This window comes from Ruegeria sp. YKSF070 (genome assembly GCF_059612725.1).
Genome location: NZ_JBXWRD010000003.1, coordinates 16,838 through 37,656, shown reverse-complemented (window position 1 = coordinate 37,656; position 20,819 = coordinate 16,838). Strand labels below are relative to the sequence as shown.

General features: G+C 61.2%; 20 protein-coding genes. 9 read left to right on the top strand and 11 right to left on the bottom strand.

Features of this window, described 5'->3' with window-relative positions; genetic code table 11:
- Positions 1–84 precede the first annotated feature (84 nt).
- Entirely contained in the window at positions 85–1,662 is a 1,578-nt protein-coding gene (locus tag AC2FL1_RS02205) for a DUF427 domain-containing protein (protein WP_496875841.1), read from the top strand.
- Between the two features lie 12 nt (positions 1,663–1,674).
- Here the strand turns inward: AC2FL1_RS02205 and AC2FL1_RS02200 are convergent, their stop codons facing one another.
- From AC2FL1_RS02200 to AC2FL1_RS02175, 6 genes are all read right to left on the bottom strand, one after another.
- Positions 1,675–2,472, bottom strand: a complete 798-nt coding sequence (locus tag AC2FL1_RS02200) for a DUF1217 domain-containing protein (RefSeq protein WP_496875840.1) — start codon at positions 2,470–2,472, stop codon at positions 1,675–1,677.
- Positions 2,469–2,873: a flagellar biosynthesis repressor FlbT gene (flbT, locus tag AC2FL1_RS02195; protein ID WP_496826697.1), complete on the bottom strand. Its 405-nt coding sequence runs from the start codon at positions 2,871–2,873 to the stop codon at positions 2,469–2,471. Before flbT ends, AC2FL1_RS02200 begins: the two co-directional genes overlap by 4 nt.
- Complete coding sequence (gene flaF, locus AC2FL1_RS02190; RefSeq protein ID WP_496875839.1) at positions 2,870–3,247, bottom strand: flagellar biosynthesis regulator FlaF; 378 nt, start codon at positions 3,245–3,247, stop codon at positions 2,870–2,872. Before flaF ends, flbT begins: the two co-directional genes overlap by 4 nt.
- A 68-nt stretch (positions 3,248–3,315) precedes the next feature.
- A complete protein-coding gene (locus AC2FL1_RS02185) occupies positions 3,316–4,527 on the bottom strand; it encodes a flagellin N-terminal helical domain-containing protein (RefSeq protein WP_496826701.1) in 1,212 nt (403 codons plus the stop codon).
- A gap of 210 nt (positions 4,528–4,737) precedes the next feature.
- A complete protein-coding gene (locus tag AC2FL1_RS02180; RefSeq protein WP_496826703.1) occupies positions 4,738–5,097 on the bottom strand; it encodes a flagellar biosynthesis protein FlgN in 360 nt (119 codons plus the stop codon).
- Positions 5,087–5,374, bottom strand: coding sequence for a rod-binding protein (locus AC2FL1_RS02175; RefSeq protein ID WP_496826705.1), 288 nt, complete (start codon positions 5,372–5,374; stop codon positions 5,087–5,089). The genes AC2FL1_RS02180 and AC2FL1_RS02175 overlap by 11 nt, the downstream gene beginning before the upstream one ends.
- Positions 5,375–5,481: 107 nt before the next feature.
- Here AC2FL1_RS02175 and AC2FL1_RS02170 point away from each other — a divergent pair, with 107 nt between their 5' ends.
- The 3 genes from AC2FL1_RS02170 to AC2FL1_RS02160 are packed head-to-tail and all read left to right on the top strand — an operon-like array spanning position 5,482 to position 9,372.
- Entirely contained in the window at positions 5,482–7,761 is a 2,280-nt protein-coding gene (locus AC2FL1_RS02170) for a flagellar hook-length control protein FliK (protein ID WP_496875838.1), read from the top strand.
- A 15-nt stretch (positions 7,762–7,776) separates the two neighbouring features.
- On the top strand, positions 7,777–8,436 hold the full coding sequence (locus AC2FL1_RS02165; RefSeq protein ID WP_496875837.1) for a flagellar hook capping FlgD N-terminal domain-containing protein: 660 nt from the start codon (positions 7,777–7,779) through the stop codon (positions 8,434–8,436).
- Positions 8,437–8,472: 36 nt separating this feature from the next.
- A complete protein-coding gene (locus AC2FL1_RS02160; protein ID WP_496875836.1) occupies positions 8,473–9,372 on the top strand; it encodes a phosphotransferase family protein in 900 nt (299 codons plus the stop codon).
- 4 nt (positions 9,373–9,376) lie between these two features.
- Here AC2FL1_RS02160 and AC2FL1_RS02155 read toward each other — a convergent pair whose 3' ends face one another.
- The 5 genes from AC2FL1_RS02155 to AC2FL1_RS02135 all read right to left on the bottom strand — a co-directional run bounded on the left by AC2FL1_RS02155 (position 9,377) and on the right by AC2FL1_RS02135 (position 14,667).
- Positions 9,377–10,681, bottom strand: coding sequence for an NAD(P)/FAD-dependent oxidoreductase (locus tag AC2FL1_RS02155; protein ID WP_496875835.1), 1,305 nt, complete (start codon positions 10,679–10,681; stop codon positions 9,377–9,379).
- Entirely contained in the window at positions 10,681–11,496 is an 816-nt protein-coding gene (locus AC2FL1_RS02150; protein WP_011049149.1) for an ABC transporter permease subunit, read from the bottom strand. The genes AC2FL1_RS02155 and AC2FL1_RS02150 overlap by 1 nt, the downstream gene beginning before the upstream one ends.
- Positions 11,493–12,374 (bottom strand): ABC transporter permease subunit, encoded by an 882-nt coding sequence (locus AC2FL1_RS02145; protein WP_496826715.1) that lies wholly within the window; start codon positions 12,372–12,374, stop codon positions 11,493–11,495. The genes AC2FL1_RS02150 and AC2FL1_RS02145 overlap by 4 nt, the downstream gene beginning before the upstream one ends.
- On the bottom strand, positions 12,374–13,501 hold the full coding sequence (locus AC2FL1_RS02140) for an ABC transporter ATP-binding protein (RefSeq protein WP_496875834.1): 1,128 nt from the start codon (positions 13,499–13,501) through the stop codon (positions 12,374–12,376). The genes AC2FL1_RS02145 and AC2FL1_RS02140 overlap by 1 nt, the downstream gene beginning before the upstream one ends.
- An 80-nt stretch (positions 13,502–13,581) precedes the next feature.
- Positions 13,582–14,667 (bottom strand): polyamine ABC transporter substrate-binding protein, encoded by a 1,086-nt coding sequence (locus AC2FL1_RS02135; RefSeq protein WP_496875833.1) that lies wholly within the window; start codon positions 14,665–14,667, stop codon positions 13,582–13,584.
- A 146-nt stretch (positions 14,668–14,813) separates the two neighbouring features.
- Between AC2FL1_RS02135 and AC2FL1_RS02130 the strand changes: the two genes are divergently transcribed.
- The 5 genes from AC2FL1_RS02130 (at position 14,814) to AC2FL1_RS02110 (ending at position 20,814) form a co-directional block, all read left to right on the top strand.
- Complete coding sequence (locus tag AC2FL1_RS02130) at positions 14,814–15,494, top strand: GntR family transcriptional regulator (protein ID WP_496826721.1); 681 nt, start codon at positions 14,814–14,816, stop codon at positions 15,492–15,494.
- Between the two features lie 76 nt (positions 15,495–15,570).
- Positions 15,571–16,965 carry an aspartate aminotransferase family protein gene (locus tag AC2FL1_RS02125; RefSeq protein ID WP_496826722.1) on the top strand — a complete coding sequence of 465 codons (1,395 nt, stop codon included), beginning with the start codon at positions 15,571–15,573 and terminating at the stop codon, positions 16,963–16,965.
- Positions 16,966–17,168: 203 nt separating this feature from the next.
- On the top strand, positions 17,169–18,269 hold the full coding sequence (locus tag AC2FL1_RS02120) for an ABC transporter ATP-binding protein (RefSeq protein WP_238904674.1): 1,101 nt from the start codon (positions 17,169–17,171) through the stop codon (positions 18,267–18,269).
- Positions 18,270–18,386: 117 nt separating this feature from the next.
- Positions 18,387–19,460 carry an ABC transporter substrate-binding protein gene (locus AC2FL1_RS02115; protein ID WP_496826725.1) on the top strand — a complete coding sequence of 358 codons (1,074 nt, stop codon included), beginning with the start codon at positions 18,387–18,389 and terminating at the stop codon, positions 19,458–19,460.
- 70 nt (positions 19,461–19,530) lie between these two features.
- Positions 19,531–20,814: an ABC transporter permease gene (locus AC2FL1_RS02110; RefSeq protein ID WP_496826727.1), complete on the top strand. Its 1,284-nt coding sequence runs from the start codon at positions 19,531–19,533 to the stop codon at positions 20,812–20,814.
- The last annotated feature ends 5 nt before the right edge of the window (positions 20,815–20,819 follow it).

The following is a 20,819-nucleotide window of genomic DNA, read 5'->3' as shown; positions in this document are numbered from 1 at the left end:
CACCGATAATTTCAGTTTCGTGCCCTTGGCAATCACCCCCCCTGCCCCCATCCTATGACCTGACGGGCAAAAAGGAGGTTGTCGATGAACGTCCATACCACCCCACGGGCCCAGAGCTATGACATCAGTATCGAGCCGCTCGACGGAAAGGTCGAGGTGTATCGCGATGATGTACTGCTGGCGGCAACGACCCGCGCAATGGTGATGTATGAGACCCGCCTGGCACCGGCAATCTACATCCCACGCGACGACGTACTGGTGCCGCTGGGAGAACCGACCGAGCTTCAGACCTTTTGCCCGTTCAAGGGAACGGCCAGTTACCGCGACATGTATGTCGGCGAGGAAAAGGTGCCCAACGCGGTCTGGTCCTACGACACGCCTTTGCCCGAGAGCGCCGGCATATGCGGTTATGTCGGGTTCATGCCGCAGGCCCATACGCGGATCGAACTGGGCGACAACAGCCTGAACGAGGGGGCGGATGGCCATGTCAGCGGACCGCTTGTCGACTGGCTCTTGCGCGGTGCAGCCTCGTTCCGCACGGCCGAGGAATTCACCCGCGCACTGGCTGAGAAGATGCTGGATCACGGGATCGCGGTCTCGCGGCTGAGCGTTCTGGCCTGGTCGCTGCATCCGCTGATCGCAGGCAAGCATTACATCTGGGAAAAGGGGAAGGCCGAGATCTCGACGTATGCGCCGACCTATGAAATCCACGATCATCCGGCCTTCAACAACAGCCCGCTGCGACATGTATCAAACGGGCTGGGCGGCATCCGGCAGCGGCTGACAGACGGGCCGACCGATACAGAATTCCCGATCATGCAGGAGCTGCGCGCGCAGGGCGCCACCGACTATGTCGCTATGCCGATGCCGTTTTCCGACGGCCGGATAAACGTCTTGACCATGAGCTGCGATCACCCGGACGGGTTCACCACCGCCAATCTGGGCCTCATCTTTGAATGCTCCGCCGTAATCGGCCGCTATTACGAGGTGTTCATGCAGCGCGAGAATGCGCAGTCACTGCTGGAGACCTATGTTGGCAAACGCAGCGGGGCCCGGGTTTTGGGTGGCGAAATCCGCCGTGGAGACGGCGACGAGATCGACGCCGCGATCATGTTCTGCGATCTGCGCGGTTCGACCCGGCTGGAAGAGGAGCTGGGGCGCGCCAGCTATATCGCCACGTTGAACCGGTTCTTCGAGACGGTGTCCGAAATCGTGCATGCCCATGAGGGCGAGGTCCTGAAGTTCATCGGCGACGCGGTGCTTGCGGTATTTCCTGCCGGTGCGGATGCCCAGACCGCCCATCGTCAGGCCATGACCTCGGCAACCGGGATCGTTACGAAGCTGGCCGAAACACCCGAGGGGTCCGTGGCGCTGGATTGTGCCATCGGGCTGGCCTATGGCCGGGTCACCTATGGCAATGTCGGATCGAAGGAACGTCTCGATTTCACCGTGATCGGTCAGGCCGCGAATATCGCGGCGCGGCTGGGCGACTATGGCAAAGCCACCGGGCACAGAATTGTTGTCTCGGAAGAGGTCGAAAGCGCCTGCGGCAATTGCTTGCCGCTGGGTGAAGTCGCGTTACACAATGTCTCGCACCCCGTGACCTGCTATGCGGTCGAGGTCGAACGGACAATCCTTCGGGCGCAACAGACCAAGAGCTGAGCGCCCCACCGATCACCGCAGATTGCCTAACAGCGTCAAAGCGTTCTGGGCCGCTGACGCTGCCAGCGACTGGTTGTTGATCTGTGATCGCGCCAGGTAGGCAATAGTCACCTTGTCCAGCATCTCCGGATCGGTGAATTGAGACACTTTGGACGAACCGGTCAGGGCCTGCAATTTATCCTCGAATATCTCCAGCTGTTGGTCGATGTCGATACGCCCAAGGCCCAAGGGCAGGCCCAGCGCGGTCTCCATCATCTTGCGCAGCGGCGGAACTCCCATCAGGCTGAACCATTTGGCATTGTCGCTTGAGCGGTCTTCGGCAAGGGCCTTCAGTTCATGCTGCGCATAAAGAGCGATCCGCATGGTTTCGTCCTGTTCGCCGATCGCCTGTTCGAACCCTGCCACCTCGTTCTTGGCGACGATATCCTCCATGAAGGTGACCAGACCGGTTGTCCGTACCTCACCTGGCCCCAGTCCGAACGCCTTGGAGAACTCGCGATAGCGCTTGTCCGATAGCTTGTTGGCCAAGGCATCGGACGAGGTTGTCCCGTCTTCGAGGATCTTGCGCACGAAATAGGTATTGTCCAGATCGTCCCCGAGACCGAACGCCCCCAATGCCACCTGCAGGAGCCGCCGGTCCGACACCAGATCCTCGGCATTTTTCACCTGACCGATCTTCTCCATGAAGTAGGAGCTTTCGCGATTGCGTGCTGCGGAACTGGAGAAACTCTGCGCCTGGGCGTCATAGGTCCGTTGCAGAAACCGCCAGCCGGCAATGCCGCCCGATATCAGAACCGGCTGGTAACTCATTGCGGCCGCAGCGCCAGGATGCGCTCTTCACGGGGCAGCAGACTACGCAGCGCCTTGAGGCATTTATAGGGATGATCCGCGACCAGTGCCTCGGTTGCCATGGCCAGCGCCTTGCGGCTGTCGGGGTCGGTGAAAACCTGGCTAAGTTCCTCGATCCGGCGCAATAGCGACATCCTGGCCTGCTCGGGTTCGCTGTCGCCGGACAATACCAGCTGCGCGGCATAACAGACCCGGCGAACCGGCGTCGTTGCCTCTTCGGGATGGATGGCGTCGCGCAGGCGCAGGATATTGGCATCCGGCGTCATGATCGACAACCTGCCCCGCCGGTCGCCATTCTCAATCACCGCTCCATTGATCAGCACCCGCTCCTTGGGCGCCAGTTTCAGGACCAAACCGCTCATTCCGTCGCGCCCCCTTGACGCAGACCGCGCAGGACGGCCGTGTTGATTTCAAGCAAGGGGCGTGGCGATGCCTCGCGGCGCAATACCTTGCTGGTATGTACCTGGGTGAACTCGGCCAGATAGAACAACCGGGCCCGAAGATCAGGCGGCAGAGCGTTGTCAGCCTCGGCCACATTGGCCGCCAGGACCCCCCACAACCGGTTGTTCTCGTGCAACGCCTCGACCAATGCGCCGAACCCTGCACGCCCCTGCTTGGCAGCGCTGTGCATGCGGTGGGTAATCCGGGACAGGACTTCGTATTCCATGTTCCGTGGCGTCCGGGTCGGAGCCGAAGCGGCCGAATAGGCCTGTCGTGCCTGAAGAAGCGCGTTCACGTGATGTCCTTACAGTTGGGAGATATCGGCGGTGAGGGGCCGGGGCGCGAACGCCCCGGCAGGATCGCTTAGCGGAACAGCGACAGGATCGACTGCGGTGCCTGGTTGGCGATGGACAGCGACTGAACCGCCAGCTGCTGCTGCACCTGCAGCGCCTGCAAGCGCGCCGAAGTCTCTTCCATATCCGCATCCACCATCGAACCGATGCCCGACTTCAGCGAGTCGGTCAGGTTCGAGATGAAGGTCTTTTGCGTCTCGATCCGCCCCTGCACCGAACCAAAGGCTGCGGCGGCGTCGATCGAGGTGTCGATCAGGGTCTCGACCGTGGCGAGCGCGGCCGTCGCACCAACACCGGTCGATACGTCGATCGTGCTCAGCGCGCCCAATCCGCCCGAACCGGCATTCGTGAACTGGCCACTTACGGTCAGGTCGTTCGCGCCACCATTGGTAAAGTCGAGCGTGCCCGGCGTACCGCTGTCGTAATCGACGACAAGTCCGGCGACACCCAGATCGTCGATCTTGGCCTTCAGAGCCACAGCGACGATGTCTGCCGTGGTGGTCGCCGCCGCATCGTCGGCGGTCACCGTATAGGACACGGTCTCGTCACCAACGGTGATGCTGACCTTGTCACCGGCCACAAAAGCCGCGCCATTCTCGGCAATCTCGATCTGCTCGTTGCCGCCACCATTGTCGAGCGCGATGGCCACGGTGTCGCCATTTGTCGATGCACCCGCCGAGCTGCCCGAGAAGATGTCATTGGCAGTGTAACCGCCAGTAGACAGATCCTGCCCCGTCACCGTGATCGAGGACGCGGTCACGTTGCCGGCGTTGTCACGGTCAAGCGATGCCAGGATCGAAGCGGAACCCGCGGAGCCATTGACCAGGTTCAGCCCGTTGAACTGGGCCGCGCCAACAACGGCCGCGATCTGGTCTTTCAGCGCAGTGACGTCGGCGTTGATCTTGGTGCGGTCGACGTTGTCCTCTTGAGCGGCAACGATCTTGCCCTTCATCTGGGTCAGCAGGTCGGTCACCGTTTCGGCCGCGTTACGGGCGACTGCGACGGTCGATTCACCCAGACTCAGGCTGTCCTTGATCGCCTTGAACCCCTTGACGTCGGATTCCATCACTTTCGAGATGGCCCAGACGGCAGAGTTGTCCTTGGCGGTGGCCACGTTCTTGCCGGTCGAGATGGCGTTCTGGGTTTGCCCCAGGTTCATGTTGACCGACTTGAGGGTTTGCAGCGCCACCATTGCGCCATTGTTCGTCAGAATGCTGGACATAGCATCATCCTTTGATCTTGTGGGCCTTTGGCCCGGGGTTGCATCCGCCCGTTCAGGCGTTCGGAAACGTCTTTCTGACGAGTGCGAAAGTCCGGGAGCCGGTCTCGCGCCACGCTCATTCCGAGGTGCGACGCCAGATTTGCCCCCGATCTCCTAATGGTTTGCTAAAGCGGCTATGCTGGTTTCGGCGAATTTGACTCAATTGTCCGCTCACGCCCGTTTCTCCAGCCGTGTCTTGGCCGACGTCACATAGCGTTGCTTGTGTCCAGCGCTGTCATAGGTCTCGAGCGCCTGCCTGACCTTGCGCAGTTCGGACATGCGATAGGCCACTGCCCGAATTCCTTCCAGCGCACTGCTGAGCAGCGCCTGGTTGCGGGTCACCTTGAGGTGAAGCGAACCCAGCCGGTCGCGGCTCAGGTCCGGCGCCGCATTGATCCGTGCGACCAGCCTTTCCTTCTCCTCTGTCATGCGCCCAAGCTGTTCCAGCTCTCCTCGAACCAGCGCGCCGCGCTCCAGTTCCAGCAGTTCATCAAGCGCGGCGATCAGATCGTCGAGGTCTTCAGTGTCCATCGCGGGTCTCCTTCAATGCGTTGAAGAGTGATTCGGCCAACCCGACGCCGCCGGATTGGGCCAGTTGATCGGCTTGCTGGCGCACAAGGAACGAAGAGAACTGCTCTTCGCCCGCGCCGCCGCCAAATGCGTCGCGTGCCTTGCCAAGGCCTGAAGCCTTGAGCATCTCGGCCAGAAACGTCGCCTCAAGCTCGACCGCAACCGCACGCAAGGCACTGTCGGACGACTGGGCCTTGCCGGGCCGGGGGACGATCTGGGGTGTCAGGGGTATCTCCATCGGGCGCCTCGAAATTGTTTCGAACTTTCCCGATCAGACAGATAAGCGGTTAAAATAAACGTAACCGGTTTGCGGCAATGGTCGGTCTTGCAACGAAAGAAATTCGCATGACCGGACCGACCAGTTTCCATGTTCCGCCGCTTGCCGGCCAACCCGCCAAGGCGGGAATCGTATCGTCACGTCAACAGATGGTGGCTGGAATCCCGAACGCGGATTTCGCTGCCGTGTTCGACGACGAAAAAGAGATCAAACAAATCCAGGAAACGGTCGAAGCCGTCGTTTCCGAAGACCCCGAAGCCTCGGCGCAGCCAGATGATTTGGGGCAGTCTGGGCGCAAAGGGGGCAAGACCCCCCAACACGCTTCTGATCATGAAACGCGAGGCAATGGACAAAGGGCAATCAGCGACAAGGCTGGACCGGAAGGGGCCCAAGCAGATACCGCCGCGCCGATTGTCTCTGAGCCAGCCGAAAGCGGGCAGATCAGCCCAGGGCAGATTGCGCGCAATAAGGACCAACAGCGGCTTCCACACGATTCCAGTGACGGCTACGGGGCATCCCCGCCGCGTCTATTCTCATCAGATCGAACGATTATAACGCATCGGTGGCAACCGGACCCCGCGGCCTCAGCTTTGTCCGGCGAGACGATCGTTGGCGAGACATCGGACAAGGTTTCGATGATATCAGGCGATGCCGACACGCCGCCGGCTTTTTCAAACCGGTCGTCCTGGTCACGATCAGTGTCCGAGCGCCCCCCCGTGGCCGAGGACCGGGCGCCCAGCCCGACAGGCGGCCTCGAGACGAGTGTATCTGAAACCAGCATTCAGACGGAGGTTTTGCCGAAAGAACCAGTGCCTCGCCCAAACGCAATCGAAGAACCTCGGCAACTGCGCGGTGTGGCAACCACCGAAACCCAGGCGAAAATCTTCGAACCTGGCACGAGCCTTTCCGGTCAAACGAGCGGTGGGCACTCAGTGTCAGAAGCACGAAATTCGGCCGTTTCATCCGCAACGAATGTAGACGGGGTGCGCAACATCACCACAACCAACCGAAGCCGGGCAATCCCCACGAGAACCGATATCGGGTCCCATTCCCCCTCGGTTCGGCCGGCCCAGGCCCAGGCACAGGCAGTATCGACGGATCAAACCGAACCGCGTGACTTCGTAGACGCGGTCACGTCACGGGAAGTCGAAACGCCTCGTCTCCGACATGCCCCCCATACCACGGCAACGGACAAACCGGCGGTGGCCATGGCTGCTGTCGCCAGAGGTTTCACTGATCGAACCGCTGCACAACCCGGTTACGCAGCGCCAAATACCGATCCATCACCAGGACAATCATCGTCCACAGCTGAAACCGCCAGTATCGACAAATCTCTGCACGCGCCAAAAGCGCAGGCCAGCGGCGAACCCCGCTATCTCGCAGGCCTGGCCAATGTGCACATGGCGTCAAGTTCGGAATCGTCAGCGTTCCCACGCTCCGTTCCGTCGGTTCGGCCCGAGCTGGCCACAACACCGACCTCTCCGGATCGGTTTCAGTCAGCCCCCCTCCCCCACATGACACGGGCCCGGACTTCGGAACATACAGCACCAACACGCCCCGGCTCGGAGTATAAACCGCAGGCCATCGCGCAGGAATCCGGAAGGGCACCCACCATTCCAGCGGAAGCGTCAACCGGCGGAATATCCACCTTCTCTCATCGGTTGCTGCCAGAAGCAGAAGGCACCAGCCAGCCGGACGCGATGTCACGGCGGTGGACGGAATCCGCTACGCAAGCCGCATCGGGCGCGTTTTCGACGACACCTGTTACACAGTCCCGGACCTGGGACGCTGCAAGGCCGTTCCCTGCCAACAACTTGGTCAAGGCGGGGTTCGTCGCCGAACTGGGGATGCGACCTGAACACAGAAGCGAGTTGCCGCCAGACGCGCTATTTGTGTCGGCGGGTCATGGCAGCGTACCCACGACACCATCGGCACCGGGCATCCAGGCCGACTCGGCCCGCCATATCGGCGGGCAGTTGGCAACGGCGGTTGCAAATCAGACCGGTGCGGACAGTGTCGAGATCGCTTTGGACCCTGAAGAGTTGGGCCGCGTCCAGATGAACCTGAAAACCCGTGGTGATGTCCTGACCCTGACAATCGTCGCCGAGCGACCGGAGACCGTTGAGCTGATGAGACGCAATATTGACCAACTTTCATCAGAGTTCCGACAGATGGGATATGCCGATGTTACCTTCAGCTTCGGGGGATCCCATGGCGGTGCCAACGGAGACCCGCATCAGCGCTCCGGTGGGAGGGGCCAGATTTCCGAAACAGCAGAGACAGACCGTCCGGACACTGCCGAAGATCGGCCGCGTATCGCCGCCAACGGACTGGACATGAGGCTTTGAGCCATGGTCACAAACGTGAATTCGACATCTGCGTCGGCGCAGCAGCAATCCGCGCAGAGCAGCAATCCGCAAGAAAAACGCAGCCTAAGTTCCGATTTCGACACGTTCATCCGCATGCTGACGACTCAGGCGAAATATCAGGATCCTCTGGAGCCGCTTGATTCTTCTGAATATGCCGCGCAGTTGGCGCAGTTCTCGATGGTTGAGCAACAGACCAAGACCAACGATATGCTCGCCGCGCTGGTCGACAAGCTTGGCGCCACAGATATGGCCAAGTTGTCAAGCTGGATCGACAAGCAGGCCCGCGCTGTGGCCCCCGCCAATTTCAAGGGGGCGCCTGTCACCGTATCACCGGCCCCGCTTGCGGCCGCCGACAAGGCCTATCTGGTGGTGCGCGACGCACAGGGCGAGATCGTTGACCGCTACCAGGTGCCGGTCTCTGCGGAGCCGGTTGTCTGGACTGGCAAGGAAAGCGACGGGAGTGAGCGCGCGCATGGACTCTACAGTTTCACCATCCAGAGCTACAAGGCGGACGAGTTGCTGCTGGACGAGGCTGCGGCCGTCTATCACACGGTGCGCGAAGCACAGGTCGAGAATGGCGAAGTGATCTTGATCCTTGACGGCGGACAGGCGATTTTGGCCAGCATGGTAACCGCTGTGCGGGCAAACAGCTGATCTCGCGGCCCGCTGGGGTCACGGGCGCAGTCTAGTTTGATCTGCGCCCAAAAGCCCGAGGTCGAGCTGATCGAGAACCCGGATATCCCGCCTCAGGGGCTGGTCGCGCAGTTGCGCAAACGTGGTCTGGTGCAGGCCGGCGACCGGTTCGAGACGCTCTATGGCGGGCGGACCAATCGTGTCTGGCGGCTGCACGGCCCGGCCGACGATCTGGTTCTGAAACTCTATCGCAAGGACTTCGACAATCCCCTGTTCGGAAATGACGCCCGGCTTGAGGCGCTCTGCCTCGAACGGCTGGCAGGAACCGGCCTTGCCCCACACTTGCGCGCCTCTGGCACCAACGGGCAAGAGGCATGGGTTGTCTACGATCATGCGCCCGGCGCCCCATGGCGAGCGGATTGCGCCATCGCGGCCCGTGTTCTGGCCGACCTGCATGCGCAATCACCCGATGTCCCCGCACCACCCGGTTGCAACGGCAGCGCCGCCATCAGTCGGCATGCCCTAGCCATTCTGACGCGCTGCGCTGAACCAGAGCGCGGCCAACTCATTCGGATGCGCCCCTACACTGCACCGGTTGAAGCGGGGCCGACCTGCCTGATCCATGGCGACCCGGTCGCGGGCAATCTTCTGGTATCGGACGCGCGGGCTGTCCTGATCGACTGGCAATGCCCCGCCATCGGCGACCCGGCCGAGGATTTGGCCATGTTCCTGTCACCGGCCATGCAGCAGGTCTATCGGGGCGTTCCCTTGACCGCGACCGAAGAGAGCCAGTTTCTGGGTGCCTATGAAAACCGGGAAACGGTAGCTCGTTATCTTGTCCTGAAGCCGTGGTTTCACTGGCGCATGGCGGCCTATTGCCTTTGGCGGGCTCAGAACGGGGCGCCCGATTATGCCCCCGCCTTCCGGTTCGAGCGCGCGGCGCTGGCGGCCTGCTGACCGCTCAGAGATCGCCCAGACCCAGCACCAGATAGACAGGCGGCATCAGGGTTCGGCGGAACCGGCCAAGGGGAAAACGCGCCAAGGGCGTCTTCATCGCGAGCGGCAAACTGGGGTCCGAGCCCAGCGCCATCCGCGCCAATGCGCGCCCTGAATAGGTTCCCATCGCCACCCCGTTACCGTGATAGGCCAGCCCGGCAAACAGGCCCGGCGTCCCCGGCACCGGGCCAACATAGGGCATCAACCCCCGCGTCAGACAGACCATCCCGGACCACAGGTTGGTTGCCTCGACTCCGGTCCATGCTGGGAACATCGAATCGAAATGCCGACGCAACCGGGCGTGGATGCCAGCCTCTGCACGGGGAGAGGAAAGCAGCCCACCGCGCATACCGAACAGAAACCTCCGGTCCGGCATCAGGCGAAAATAGTGGAGCAGGTTGCGCGTGTCATAGGCCATCTGGTCCGAGGTCCAGCCCTGCGCTTGCAGTTCTGCTTCGGACAGGGGACGGGTGACCATAACGCTCGACTGCGCGGGCATGTAACGGCCAGCGAGCCAGGGCGGAATGTCATCGCTGGAATAGCCGTTGGTGCAGATCAGTACGGTCTCTGCCTCGATCCGGGCCTTTGGCGTATGCAGGATATGGCCCCGCGCGCTCTGCTCGATCCGGTTGACAGGGCTGTTTTGGAACAGGCGCGCACCCGACCCCGCCGCAGCAGCGGTCAGGCCGAACAGATATTTTCGCGGGTTCAGGGCAAAGCCGACATCGCTGGTCAGCCCGCCAAGGAACTTTCCGTTCAGACCTTCGGTCGCCAGCTCGTGTTTCTCATGCAATCGACCCTGCCCCGCGTCGGCCTGACGGCGTAGAGCCTCCATGGCACGGGCGGAATGCGCCAATTGCGTTTCGCCATGCGAATGGGTGTCAGCACTGATCAGGTGCCGTTCAATCAGGCTGGCGACAAGAGCAACCGCCTCTTTCTCGGCCTCATCGTAGGCGCGGGCCCCCGCCTCACCATAGCGTCTGCGTTTCTGGGCATCGCTCAGCTTGGAGCCGCCCAGGCAACAAAAGCCGCCATTGCGGCCCGACGCTCCCCAACCGGGCGTTTCGGCCTCGAATACGGCCACTGACACTCCGTTTTCGGCAAGGTGCAAAGCGGCCGATATGCCAGTAAAGCCACCGCCAACGATGGCGACATCCGCCCGGATGTCGCCCGCAGCAACGGGCCAGTCTGGCGCGGCGATGGTCTCGTCCCACCAGCAGCCCGCGCGCGGCCCGTTGCCATAGGCGTAATCCGAAAAGATCCGGCGCATCAGCCGCGGGCCGCCGCCTGTTCATCCCGCTTCTGGCGCACCAGCGCCTGTTTCGAGATCAACGAGGCGCTGATCACGCCAACGGTGACGATGCCAATCATGATCGTGCTGAGCGCGTTGATCTCGGGACTGACCCCCAGGCGGACCGCCGAGAAGATCTTGATCGGCAGGGTTGTCGCGGCAGGACCCGAGGTAAAGGACGCGATCACCAGATCGTCCAGCGACAGGGTAAAGGCCAAAAGCCAGCCCGAGATCACCGCGGGCGCGATGATAGGCAGGGTGACCAGCCGAAAGGCCTCGGCTGCGGAACAGCCCAAATCCAGCGCCGCTTCTTCCAACGAACGGTCGAAAGTAACCAGCCGCGAGGACACCACCACCGAGACATAGCACATTGCAAAGGTCGTATGCGCGAGCACGATGGTCATCACCCCGCGATCCAGGCCGATCCCGATGAACAGCAGCAAGAGCGACAGGCCGGTGATCACCTCGGGCATCACAAGCGGTGCATAGATCATGCCCGAGAACAGTGTACGTCCCATGAACCGCCCTGCCCGCACCAGCACCAGCGCCGCCATCGTGCCCAGGATGGTGGCAAGGGTCGAGGACATCACCGCCACCTTTAGCGTGACCCAGGCCGCGTTCAGAAACGCATCATTCTGAAACAGCTCGCCATACCATTTGGTCGAGAACCCGGCCCAGACCGTCACCAGCTTGCTCTCGTTGAAGCTGTAGACGATCAGGATCAGCATCGGGATGTAGAGAAACGCAAACCCCAGTGTCAGCGACACGGTGTTGAACCAGCTCATCCTGTTCATTTCTCGGCCTCCGCCTGTTTCTGCTGGTTGCGCTGGAACAGCACGATGGGCACCACGAGGATCAACAGCAGCACCACCGCCACCGCAGAGGCGACTGGCCAGTCGCGGTTCGAGAAGAACTCTTCCCAGAGAACCTTGCCGATCATCAGCGTCCCGGAACCACCCAGCAACGAGGGGATCACGAATTCACCCAGAACCGGGATGAAGACCAGGAAACAGCCGGCGATGATACCCGGCCGGGACAGAGGGATGGTGACCAGCCAAAAGGCCTGCGCCCGCGAACAGCCCAAATCCTCGGCCGCCTCGATCAGCGACCCGTCCAGCCGGTCAAGCGCCGAATAGATCGGCAGGATCATGAAGGGCAGATAGGTATAGACAATACCGATATAGACCGCCGTATTGGTGTTCAGAATGGTCAGCGGCTCGTTGATGATCCCGGTCCAGAGCAGGATCTGGTTCAGGTAACCTTCGTTCGACAGGATACCCATCCACGCATAGACCCGGATCAGGAAAGAGGTCCAGAACGGCAGGATCACCAGCATCATCAGGGTCGGGCGCCATTCCTCGGGCGCGCGCGCCATGGCATAGGCGATGGGATAGCCCGCCACCAGCGTCAGCAGGGTCGCGGTGACCGCGATCTTGAGACTGCTCAGATAGGCTTTCCAATACAGGTCATCCTCGGTCAGGAAGATGAAATTTTCGAAATCCAGCTCCCGGACAAAGGCCATGATGCCTTCGGCCCAGTCGAATTGCGGGAAATAGGGCGGTCGGGCGATGGCCGCATCCGACAGCGAGATTTTCAGCACGATGACAAAGGGCACCAGGAACAGCACCAGAAGCCAGGCATAGGGAATGGCGATCAGCAGGAACCGGCGCATCAGTTTGCCAGCAGCACACCCGCCGTGGCTGTCCATGACAGCCAGACGGTGTCTTCCCAGGTAAAACTGCGACGCGAGATGCGGCGCGTGTTCGAGGTCTGCGCCTTGATGATCGTGCCGTCGGCAAGTTCCACATAATAGGTGGATAGGTTGCCGAGATAAGCGATGTCATGCACCCGGCCCTGCACTGCGTTGGCGGCATCGGCAGGGCGTTCGGCGCTGATCGCCACCTTTTCGGGGCGGATTGCCAGATGGCATTTCTGCCCCTTGTCGAACTTGGCAGAGGATTTCGCGGTCAGCGCCGGCTGCCCCTCGGCCCAGTCAATGTGATAGCCGTCTTCGCCCTCGGGCGTGGCGCGGCCCTCGATGATGTTCACGTCGCCGATAAAGTCGGCCACATAGACCGAATTGGGGGTTTCATAGATACGGTCAGGCGTGGCGACTTGCATCAGCTGGCCCTGATCCATGACCGCGACACGGCTTGCCACGGTCATTGCCTCTTCCTGATCGTGCGTCACGATCACGAAGGTAGTGCCGGTCTTTTCCTGGATGTCCATCAGTTCGAACTGGGTATCCTGGCGCAGTTTCTTGTCCAGCGCGCCCAGCGGCTCGTCCAGCAGCAACAGTTTCGGCGCCTTGGCCAGCGACCGGGCCAGCGCCACCCGCTGCCGTTGCCCGCCCGAGATCTGGTGCGGCTTGCGATGGGCAAATTTCTCAAGCCGGACCAGACGCAGCATCTCTTCGACCCGGGCTTCGATCTCTGCCTTGGATTTACGGTCGCGGCGCAGACCAAAGGCGATGTTGTGCCAGACGCTGAGATGCGGGAACAACGCATAGGATTGGAACATCATGTTCACAGCGCGCTTGTTCGGCGGCACCGGCGCAATGTCCTGACCCGCCAGTTCGATAACGCCCTCGGTGGCGGTTTCAAACCCGGCCAGCATGCGCATCATCGTGGTCTTGCCACAGCCGGACGGGCCAAGCAGGGCAAAGAACTCGCGCTCGAAAATATCCAGCGTCAGGTTGTCGATGGCGGTGAATTCGCCAAACCGCTTGGTCACGTTCTTGAAACGGATCAGCGGTTTCGCATCGGGGTCTTCCCAAGGCGCGAAGGTCGATGATTGCAAGGCTGGCCCCCGTATTCGGCTAAATGGGGTTGAGACTGGGGCAGGCCGTCAGGCCCGCCCCTGATAAGGTCCGGACCGGATCAGGTGCCCGATTTGACCTTGGTCCAAAGACGGGTCACCGTCCGCTGGATTTTCGCCGGATAAGGCGTCGTGGTATAGAGATTGTCCATGGTTTCCGCGTCCGGATAGATCGCGGTGTCGCCGATCACGTCCTCTACCAGAAACTCCTGGCTCGCCTTGTTACCGTTGGCGTAATAGACATAGTTCGACGCGGCGGCCATGTTCTGTGCGTCCATGATGAAGTTCAGGAACACATGCGCCGCATCCGGGTTCGGTGCGTCGACCGGAATGGCCATCTGGTCGAACCACATCAGCGAGCCCTGCTTGAAGGCGTGATACTCGATCTCGACGCCATTGTCGGCCTCGGCCGCTCGGTCACGCGCCTGAAGGATGTCGCCAGACCAGCCGATCGCCACGCAGATATCGCCATTAGCCAGCGCGTTGATGTATTCCGAACTGTGGAACTTCTGAATGTAGGGGCGTACCGCCATCAGCACCGGTTCGGTCTTGGCGATCACATCGGCGTCGTGGCTGTCGGGGTTTTCGCCCAGATACTTCAGCGTCGCGGGGATGATCTCTGTCGGCGCATCCAGGAAATGCACGCCGCAGGCGGCCAGCTTTTCCATGTTCTCGGGCTTGAACACCAGGTCCATGCTGTTCATCGGCGCGTCGTCGCCCAGCACTTCCTTGACCTTGCCGACGTTCACGCCCAAGCCGGTGGTCCCCCACATGTAGTTGATCGAATACTCGTTGCCCGGATCGTATTGCGCGGTACGGGATTCGATCTGGTCCCACATGTTAGCGTGGTTCGGAAGCTTGGACATGTCCAGCTTTTGGAAGGCGCCCGCCTGAATCTGGCGCTGCAGGAAGGTCCCGGTCGGCACAACCACGTCATAGCCGGACCCGCCGGCCAACATTTTGGTCTCCAGCACCTCGTTGCTGTCGAACACGTCATAGATCAGCGTGATGCCGGTTTCGGCCTCGAACTTGGCCAGCAGCTCCTCGTCGATATAGTCCGACCAGTTGTAGACGCGCACTTCGTCCGCAAAGGCCGTCGAGCTTGCCAGCGCAACCACCGCCGTGAGTGTCAGCGATTTGAATGTCATTGAGTGTCTCCCTGCAAGGTGGCGGGTATTTTCCCACCTCGGTAGATTTGATCAAGTTTTGCCTTCTGCGGCAACAGTGTTTATGTTTTCACCTAGTCGCAGGTATGACAAGTCGTCATGACGAAATAGGGGCAACTCCTTTGAATATGATCAAAAAAGCTGCATCCGGGCCCACTCCCAGTGAAGGAAAACAGCCTGTTCACGAACAGGTTTATCAGATGTTGCGGGCCCGAATCCTGTTCGGAGAGCTGGCTCCGGGGCAGGCCGTGACCATCCAGGGGCTGACTGATTCGCTGGGTGTCGGGATGACTCCGGTACGCGAGGCGATCCGCCGCCTGATGTCCGAAGGTGCGCTGTCATTTCAGGGCAACCGGCGGGTCATCGTACCGGTGCTGACCCAAAACGATTTGCAGCAGGTTATTTTCGTAAGGAAATCAATCGAGGCAGAACTGGCTCGCCGCGCGGCCGAGAGGATGACGCCCGAGGCGGTGGCACAACTGGTGGAGCTGGATTCGTCACTTGATCAGGCCATCGAGAGTGGCGATGTGGGCGGATATCTTCGCTCGAACTATGATTTTCACGCTCTGCTCTATAAGGTGGCGGACGCTCCGATCCTCACCGAAATGGCAGAACGGCTATGGCTGCGATTCGGGCCGTCGCTAAGGGTGGTCTGTGGTCGTTTCGGCACCCAGAACCTGCCGGACCGGCACAAGGAAATGCTCGATGCATTACGCGCAGGCGATATCAATGGGGTCGCTCTCGCCATGGAACAGGACGTCGAACAGGGCATGGAACAGATGGCCGGAGTGCTGGCGGAAAACGTCTGAGATCACGATTCGATTTGACACGATCAAATTTGATCATATTCTGCCATCAAGACCGTTTTTGCAGGAGACTCACCCGATGGCGACCATCACAAATCACATGCCCACCGCCGAGTTGCAGGCGCTGGATGCGGCCCATCACCTGCATCCGTTCTCGGCAAACAACGCGCTCGGCGAAGAAGGCACCCGTGTCATCACCCGCGCCCGCGGCGTCTGGCTCAACGACAGCGAGGGCGAAGAGATCCTCGATGCGATGGCCGGGCTGTGGTGCGTAAATATCGGCTATGGCCGTGACGAACTGGCCGAGGTCGCGGCCCGCCAGATGCGCGAGCTGCCCTATTACAACACCTTCTTCAAGACCACCCATGTGCCGGCCATCGCGCTGGCGCAGAAACTGGCCGAGCTGGCGCCCGGCGATCTGAACCATGTGTTCTTTGCCGGTGGCGGGTCCGAGGCCAACGACACCAATATCCGCATGGTCCGCACCTATTGGCAGAACAAGGGCAAGCCCGAAAAGAACGTCATCATCAGCCGCAAGAATGCCTATCACGGCTCGACCGTGGGGTCGTCGGCACTGGGCGGCATGGCTGGCATGCATGCGCAAAGCGGCATGATCCCAGGTGTTCACCATATCAATCAGCCCAACTGGTGGGCCGAAGGCGGCGACATGGACCCCGAGGAATTCGGCCTGGCCCGCGCCCGCGAGCTGGAAGAAGCCATTCAGGAACTGGGTGAAGACCGCGTCGCGGCCTTTATCGCCGAGCCAGTACAGGGTGCCGGTGGCGTGATCGTCGCGCCCGACAGCTACTGGCCCGAGGTTCAGCGGATTTGTGACAAATACGATATCCTGCTGATCGCGGATGAGGTGATCTGCGGCTTTGGCCGGACGGGCAACTGGTTCGGGATCCAGACCCTGGGAATCCGTCCCCATATCATGACCATCGCCAAGGGGCTCAGCTCGGGCTATGCGCCCATCGGAGGTTCGATTGTCTGTGACGAGGTCGCCCATGTGATCGGTATGGACGAGTTCAATCACGGTTACACCTATTCTGGTCACCCGGTGGCCGCCGCCGTCGCGCTTGAGAACCTGCGCATCCTTGAAGAAGAGAACATCATCGACCACGTCCGCAACGTGGCCGCGCCCTATCTCAAGAAAAAATGGGAGGCGCTGACCGACCATCCGCTGGTGGGCGAAGCCAAGATCGTCGGCATGATGGCCTCGATCGCGCTGACCCCGGACAAGGCCAGCCGCGCCAAGTTCGCGTCGGAACCAGGCACCATCGGCTATATTTGCCGCGAACGGTGCTTCCGCAACAACCTGATCATGCGCCACGTGGGCGACCGGATGATCATCTCGCCGCCGCTGGTGATCACGCCGGCCGAGATCGACGAGATGTTCGTGCGTATCCGTAAATCACTCGACGAGGCGCAGGCTGAAATCGAGAAACAGGGCCTGATGAAATCCGCCTCCTGATCGGCGGACAATCGGCACAGAATCTCAAGCCGGTCCCAATGGGGCCGGCTTTGCTTATTCCGACAGCATTAGCGGTCACAGCTTAGCAATGCGTCGCATCCGTCGCTAAACTGTCGCAAATCGGTTGCAACTCCCCCCAGTGCGCGCTTAACCTCAGGGCAATAGCGGCCAAGATCGCAGTGTAAGTGTACGGGGAGCTGGCATTGACCACACGCACCAGCAACGATGCGTTCGTTGAATTCGAACGCGTCCAGAAGAGCTATGACGGCGAAACGCTTGTTGTAAAAGATCTCAACCTGACCATGCCCAAGGGCGAGTTTCTGACGATGCTCGGCCCGTCGGGTTCCGGCAAGACAACCTGCCTGATGATGCTGGCCGGGTTCGAAACCGCCACACATGGCGAAATCAAGCTGGATGGGCGGCCCATCAACAATATCCCGCCGCACAAGCGCGGCATCGGCATGGTGTTCCAGAACTATGCCCTGTTCCCGCATATGACGATTGCCGAAAACCTTTCGTTTCCGCTGGAAGTGCGCAATATCGGCAAATCCGACCGCGAGGCCAAGATCAAGCGCGCACTCGACATGGTCGAGATGGGCGCCTTTGGCGGCCGTCGCCCGGCACAGCTGTCCGGCGGCCAGCAGCAGCGCGTTGCCTTGGCCCGTGCACTGGTTTTCGAACCGGAACTGGTGTTGATGGACGAACCGCTGGGCGCGCTGGACAAGCAGTTGCGCGAAAAGATGCAATTCGAAATCACCCGCCTGGCACATGATCTGGGAATCACCGTGGTCTATGTGACCCACGATCAGACCGAGGCGCTGACCATGTCCGACCGCGTCGCGGTGTTCAACGACGGTGTGATCCAGCAGTTGGCGCCGCCCGACGAGCTCTATGAGCAGCCTGCCAACAGCTTCGTTGCCCAGTTCATCGGTGAGAACAACACTCTCGAAGGCGAGGTGCAGGAGATCCGCAACGGTATCGCGGTGGTCCGTCTCGACGACGGCGAGTTGATCGACTGCAAACCGGTCAATGTCAGCCGCCCGGGCGAGCGTACCCGTGTGTCGATCCGCCCCGAGCGTGTCGAATTCAACAAGAGCCGTCTGAAAGCAGGTGCGCACACGCTCAAGGCCGAGGTGATGGAATTCATCTACATGGGTGACATCTTCCGCACCCGTGTCCGCGTTGCCGGCAACGATGAATTCATCATCAAGACACGGAACGCGCCCGATCAGGTGCGACTGGAACCCGGCGCCCAGATCGAAATCGGCTGGCTGCCCGAAGATTGCCGCGCGCTGGACGCCTGATCCAGCGCCGGAAACGCTCGCCTCGTGAACCGGGGCGGATGCAACCGGATCTGGCCGCAGCGCCCGTCGCGGCCGGTCCCGTGAAAAAAACCAAACGGGTCAACAAGGGAGCAATCCATGAAACTTAAGACAGCTTTGCTGGCAACCGCGCTGACCTCGGCAGCCTTTGCCGTTTCCGCGCAGGAAGTCACCGTGATGTCCTGGGGCGGCGCCTATACCAAGAGCCAGGTAGAAGCCTATCACAAGCCGTTCACCGCCGCGACCGGCATCAAGGTGAACTCGGTCGACGCCGACAACCCGGCAACCCCGATCAAGGCCCAGGTCGAGGCCGGCAACGTGTCTGTCGACGTCGCTGACGTTGAATTCTCGGACGCCGTGCGCCTGTGCGACGAGGGTCTGCTGGAAGAGATCGACCCCGCAATCCTGTCCGCAGCCCCCGATGGCACCGCCGCGACCGACGACTTTATCGATGGCGCGCTGCAGGATTGTGCCGTCGCGAACATCGTCTGGTCGACCTCGGTTGCCTACAACACCGCAAACGTGTCAATGGCCCCCAGCTCGATCGCCGATTTCTTCGACACCGACAAGATCCCCGGCAAGCGCGGCCTGCGCAAATCCGCCAAGGCCACGCTGGAAATGGCGCTGATGGGTGACGGCGTGCCGGCCGGCGACGTCTATGAGATGCTGGATACCGACGAAGGTGTAGACCGCGCATTCGCGGTGCTGGACCGGATCAAGGACGATATCGTCTGGTGGGAAGCCGGCGCACAGCCGCCGCAGCTGCTGGCAGACGGCGAAGTGGTGATGTCGACCGCCTATAACGGCCGTATCTTCAACGCCGCTGTGGCCGAAGGCCAGCCCTTCGAAATCATGTGGGACGGTCAGATCCTCGACTTCGACCTGTTCGTGGTCCCCAAAGGCGCACCGAACAAGGACGCCGCCATGCAGTTCATCGCCTTCTCCACCAGCACCCAAGCGCTGGCGGATCAGGCCAAGTGGATCAGCTATGGCCCGGCACGCAAGTCCTCGGGCGCGCTGGTCGGCCTCTACCAGGACGGCAAGACCGAGATGGCACCGCATATGCCGACCTCGGAAGCAGCCCTGAAGAATGCTCTGGTCAACAACTTCGAGTTCTGGGTCGACAAGGACGCTGAACTGAACGAGCGGTTCAACGCCTGGCTGGCGAACTGATCTGACACTGCCGGGCCGCCCCTCTCCGGGGCGGCTCTTTCCCACACAAGTTTCCCAGGACGAAGCCCCGATGACCGATATCGCTCAGCCGCTGACCACTGCGGACGGCAAACCGCTCAAGGGCGCGCTGCTCAGGGCGCAGGCCCGTGCGCGGCGCCGCGCCTTTCTCTTAGTTCTGCCGCTTCTGGCTTTCATCCTGATCACCTTCGTGTTCCCGATTGGGCAGATGCTTTACCGCTCGGTCTATAACGACGGGTTCACCTGGCACGAGGACGTAACCTCGGGCGACCGCACCCCGATCATGACCAACCTTGCCGCCTGGTTCGAGGCCAACCCGCCGGGCACGGTGCCAGACGAGGCCGCTTTTGCCGCGCTGGCCGCCGATCTGGTGACGCTGCGCGATCTGAAGGCACCCGGTCAGGCGGGCACCCGGATCAATTATGAACTGTCGGGCTCACGTTCGATGTTCACCAAGGCCGCCCGCAGCGCCAAAAAGCTGGAACCGCCCTACAAGGAGGCGATTCTCGAGCTGGACAAGGATTGGGGCAATCCCGAGCTTTGGCAGGCGATGCGCGGGGCCTCGTCCTCATACACGACGAACTTCTACCTTGCCGCCATCGACCGCGAACGCGATGCCAGCGGCGCGGTGACCATGGTGCCCGAGAACCGGCAGGTCTATGTCAAGCTGTTCATGCGGACCTTGACCTTGTCACTGTTGATCACCTTCCTGACCTTCATCCTGGCCTATCCGATCGCACATCTGCTGGCGACGCTGCCGCTACGCCATTCCAACCTGCTGATGATCCTGGTGCTTCTGCCCTTCTGGACCTCGCTGCTGGTGCGGACCACCAGCTGGATGGTGCTGCTTCAAAGTCAGGGTGTGCTGAACGATACGTTGGTTGGCCTCGGTATCCTTGGCGACGATGGCCGCTTGCAGCTGATGTATAACCGGGCCGGTACCGTGATCTCGATGACGCATATCCTGCTGCCGTTCATGGTGCTGCCGCTCTATTCGGTCATGCGGATGATCAACCCGTCCTATGTACGCGCCGCGCGCTCGTTGGGCGCCACCAGCTGGACCGCGTTCCGCCGCATCTACTTTCCACAGACCGTGCCCGGGATCGGCGCCGGGGCGCTGCTCGTCTTCATCCTGGCGGTCGGGTATTACATCACACCCGCGCTGGTCGGTGGTGCAGATGGTCAGCTGATCTCGAACCTGATCGCCTTCCACATGCAGAAATCGTTGAACTGGTCGCTCGCCGCCGCCTTGGCAGCGCTGCTGCTGGCCGGCGTCCTGCTTCTCTACTGGCTGTACGATCGCCTGATCGGCATCGACAATCTGAAACTGGGGTAATCGGA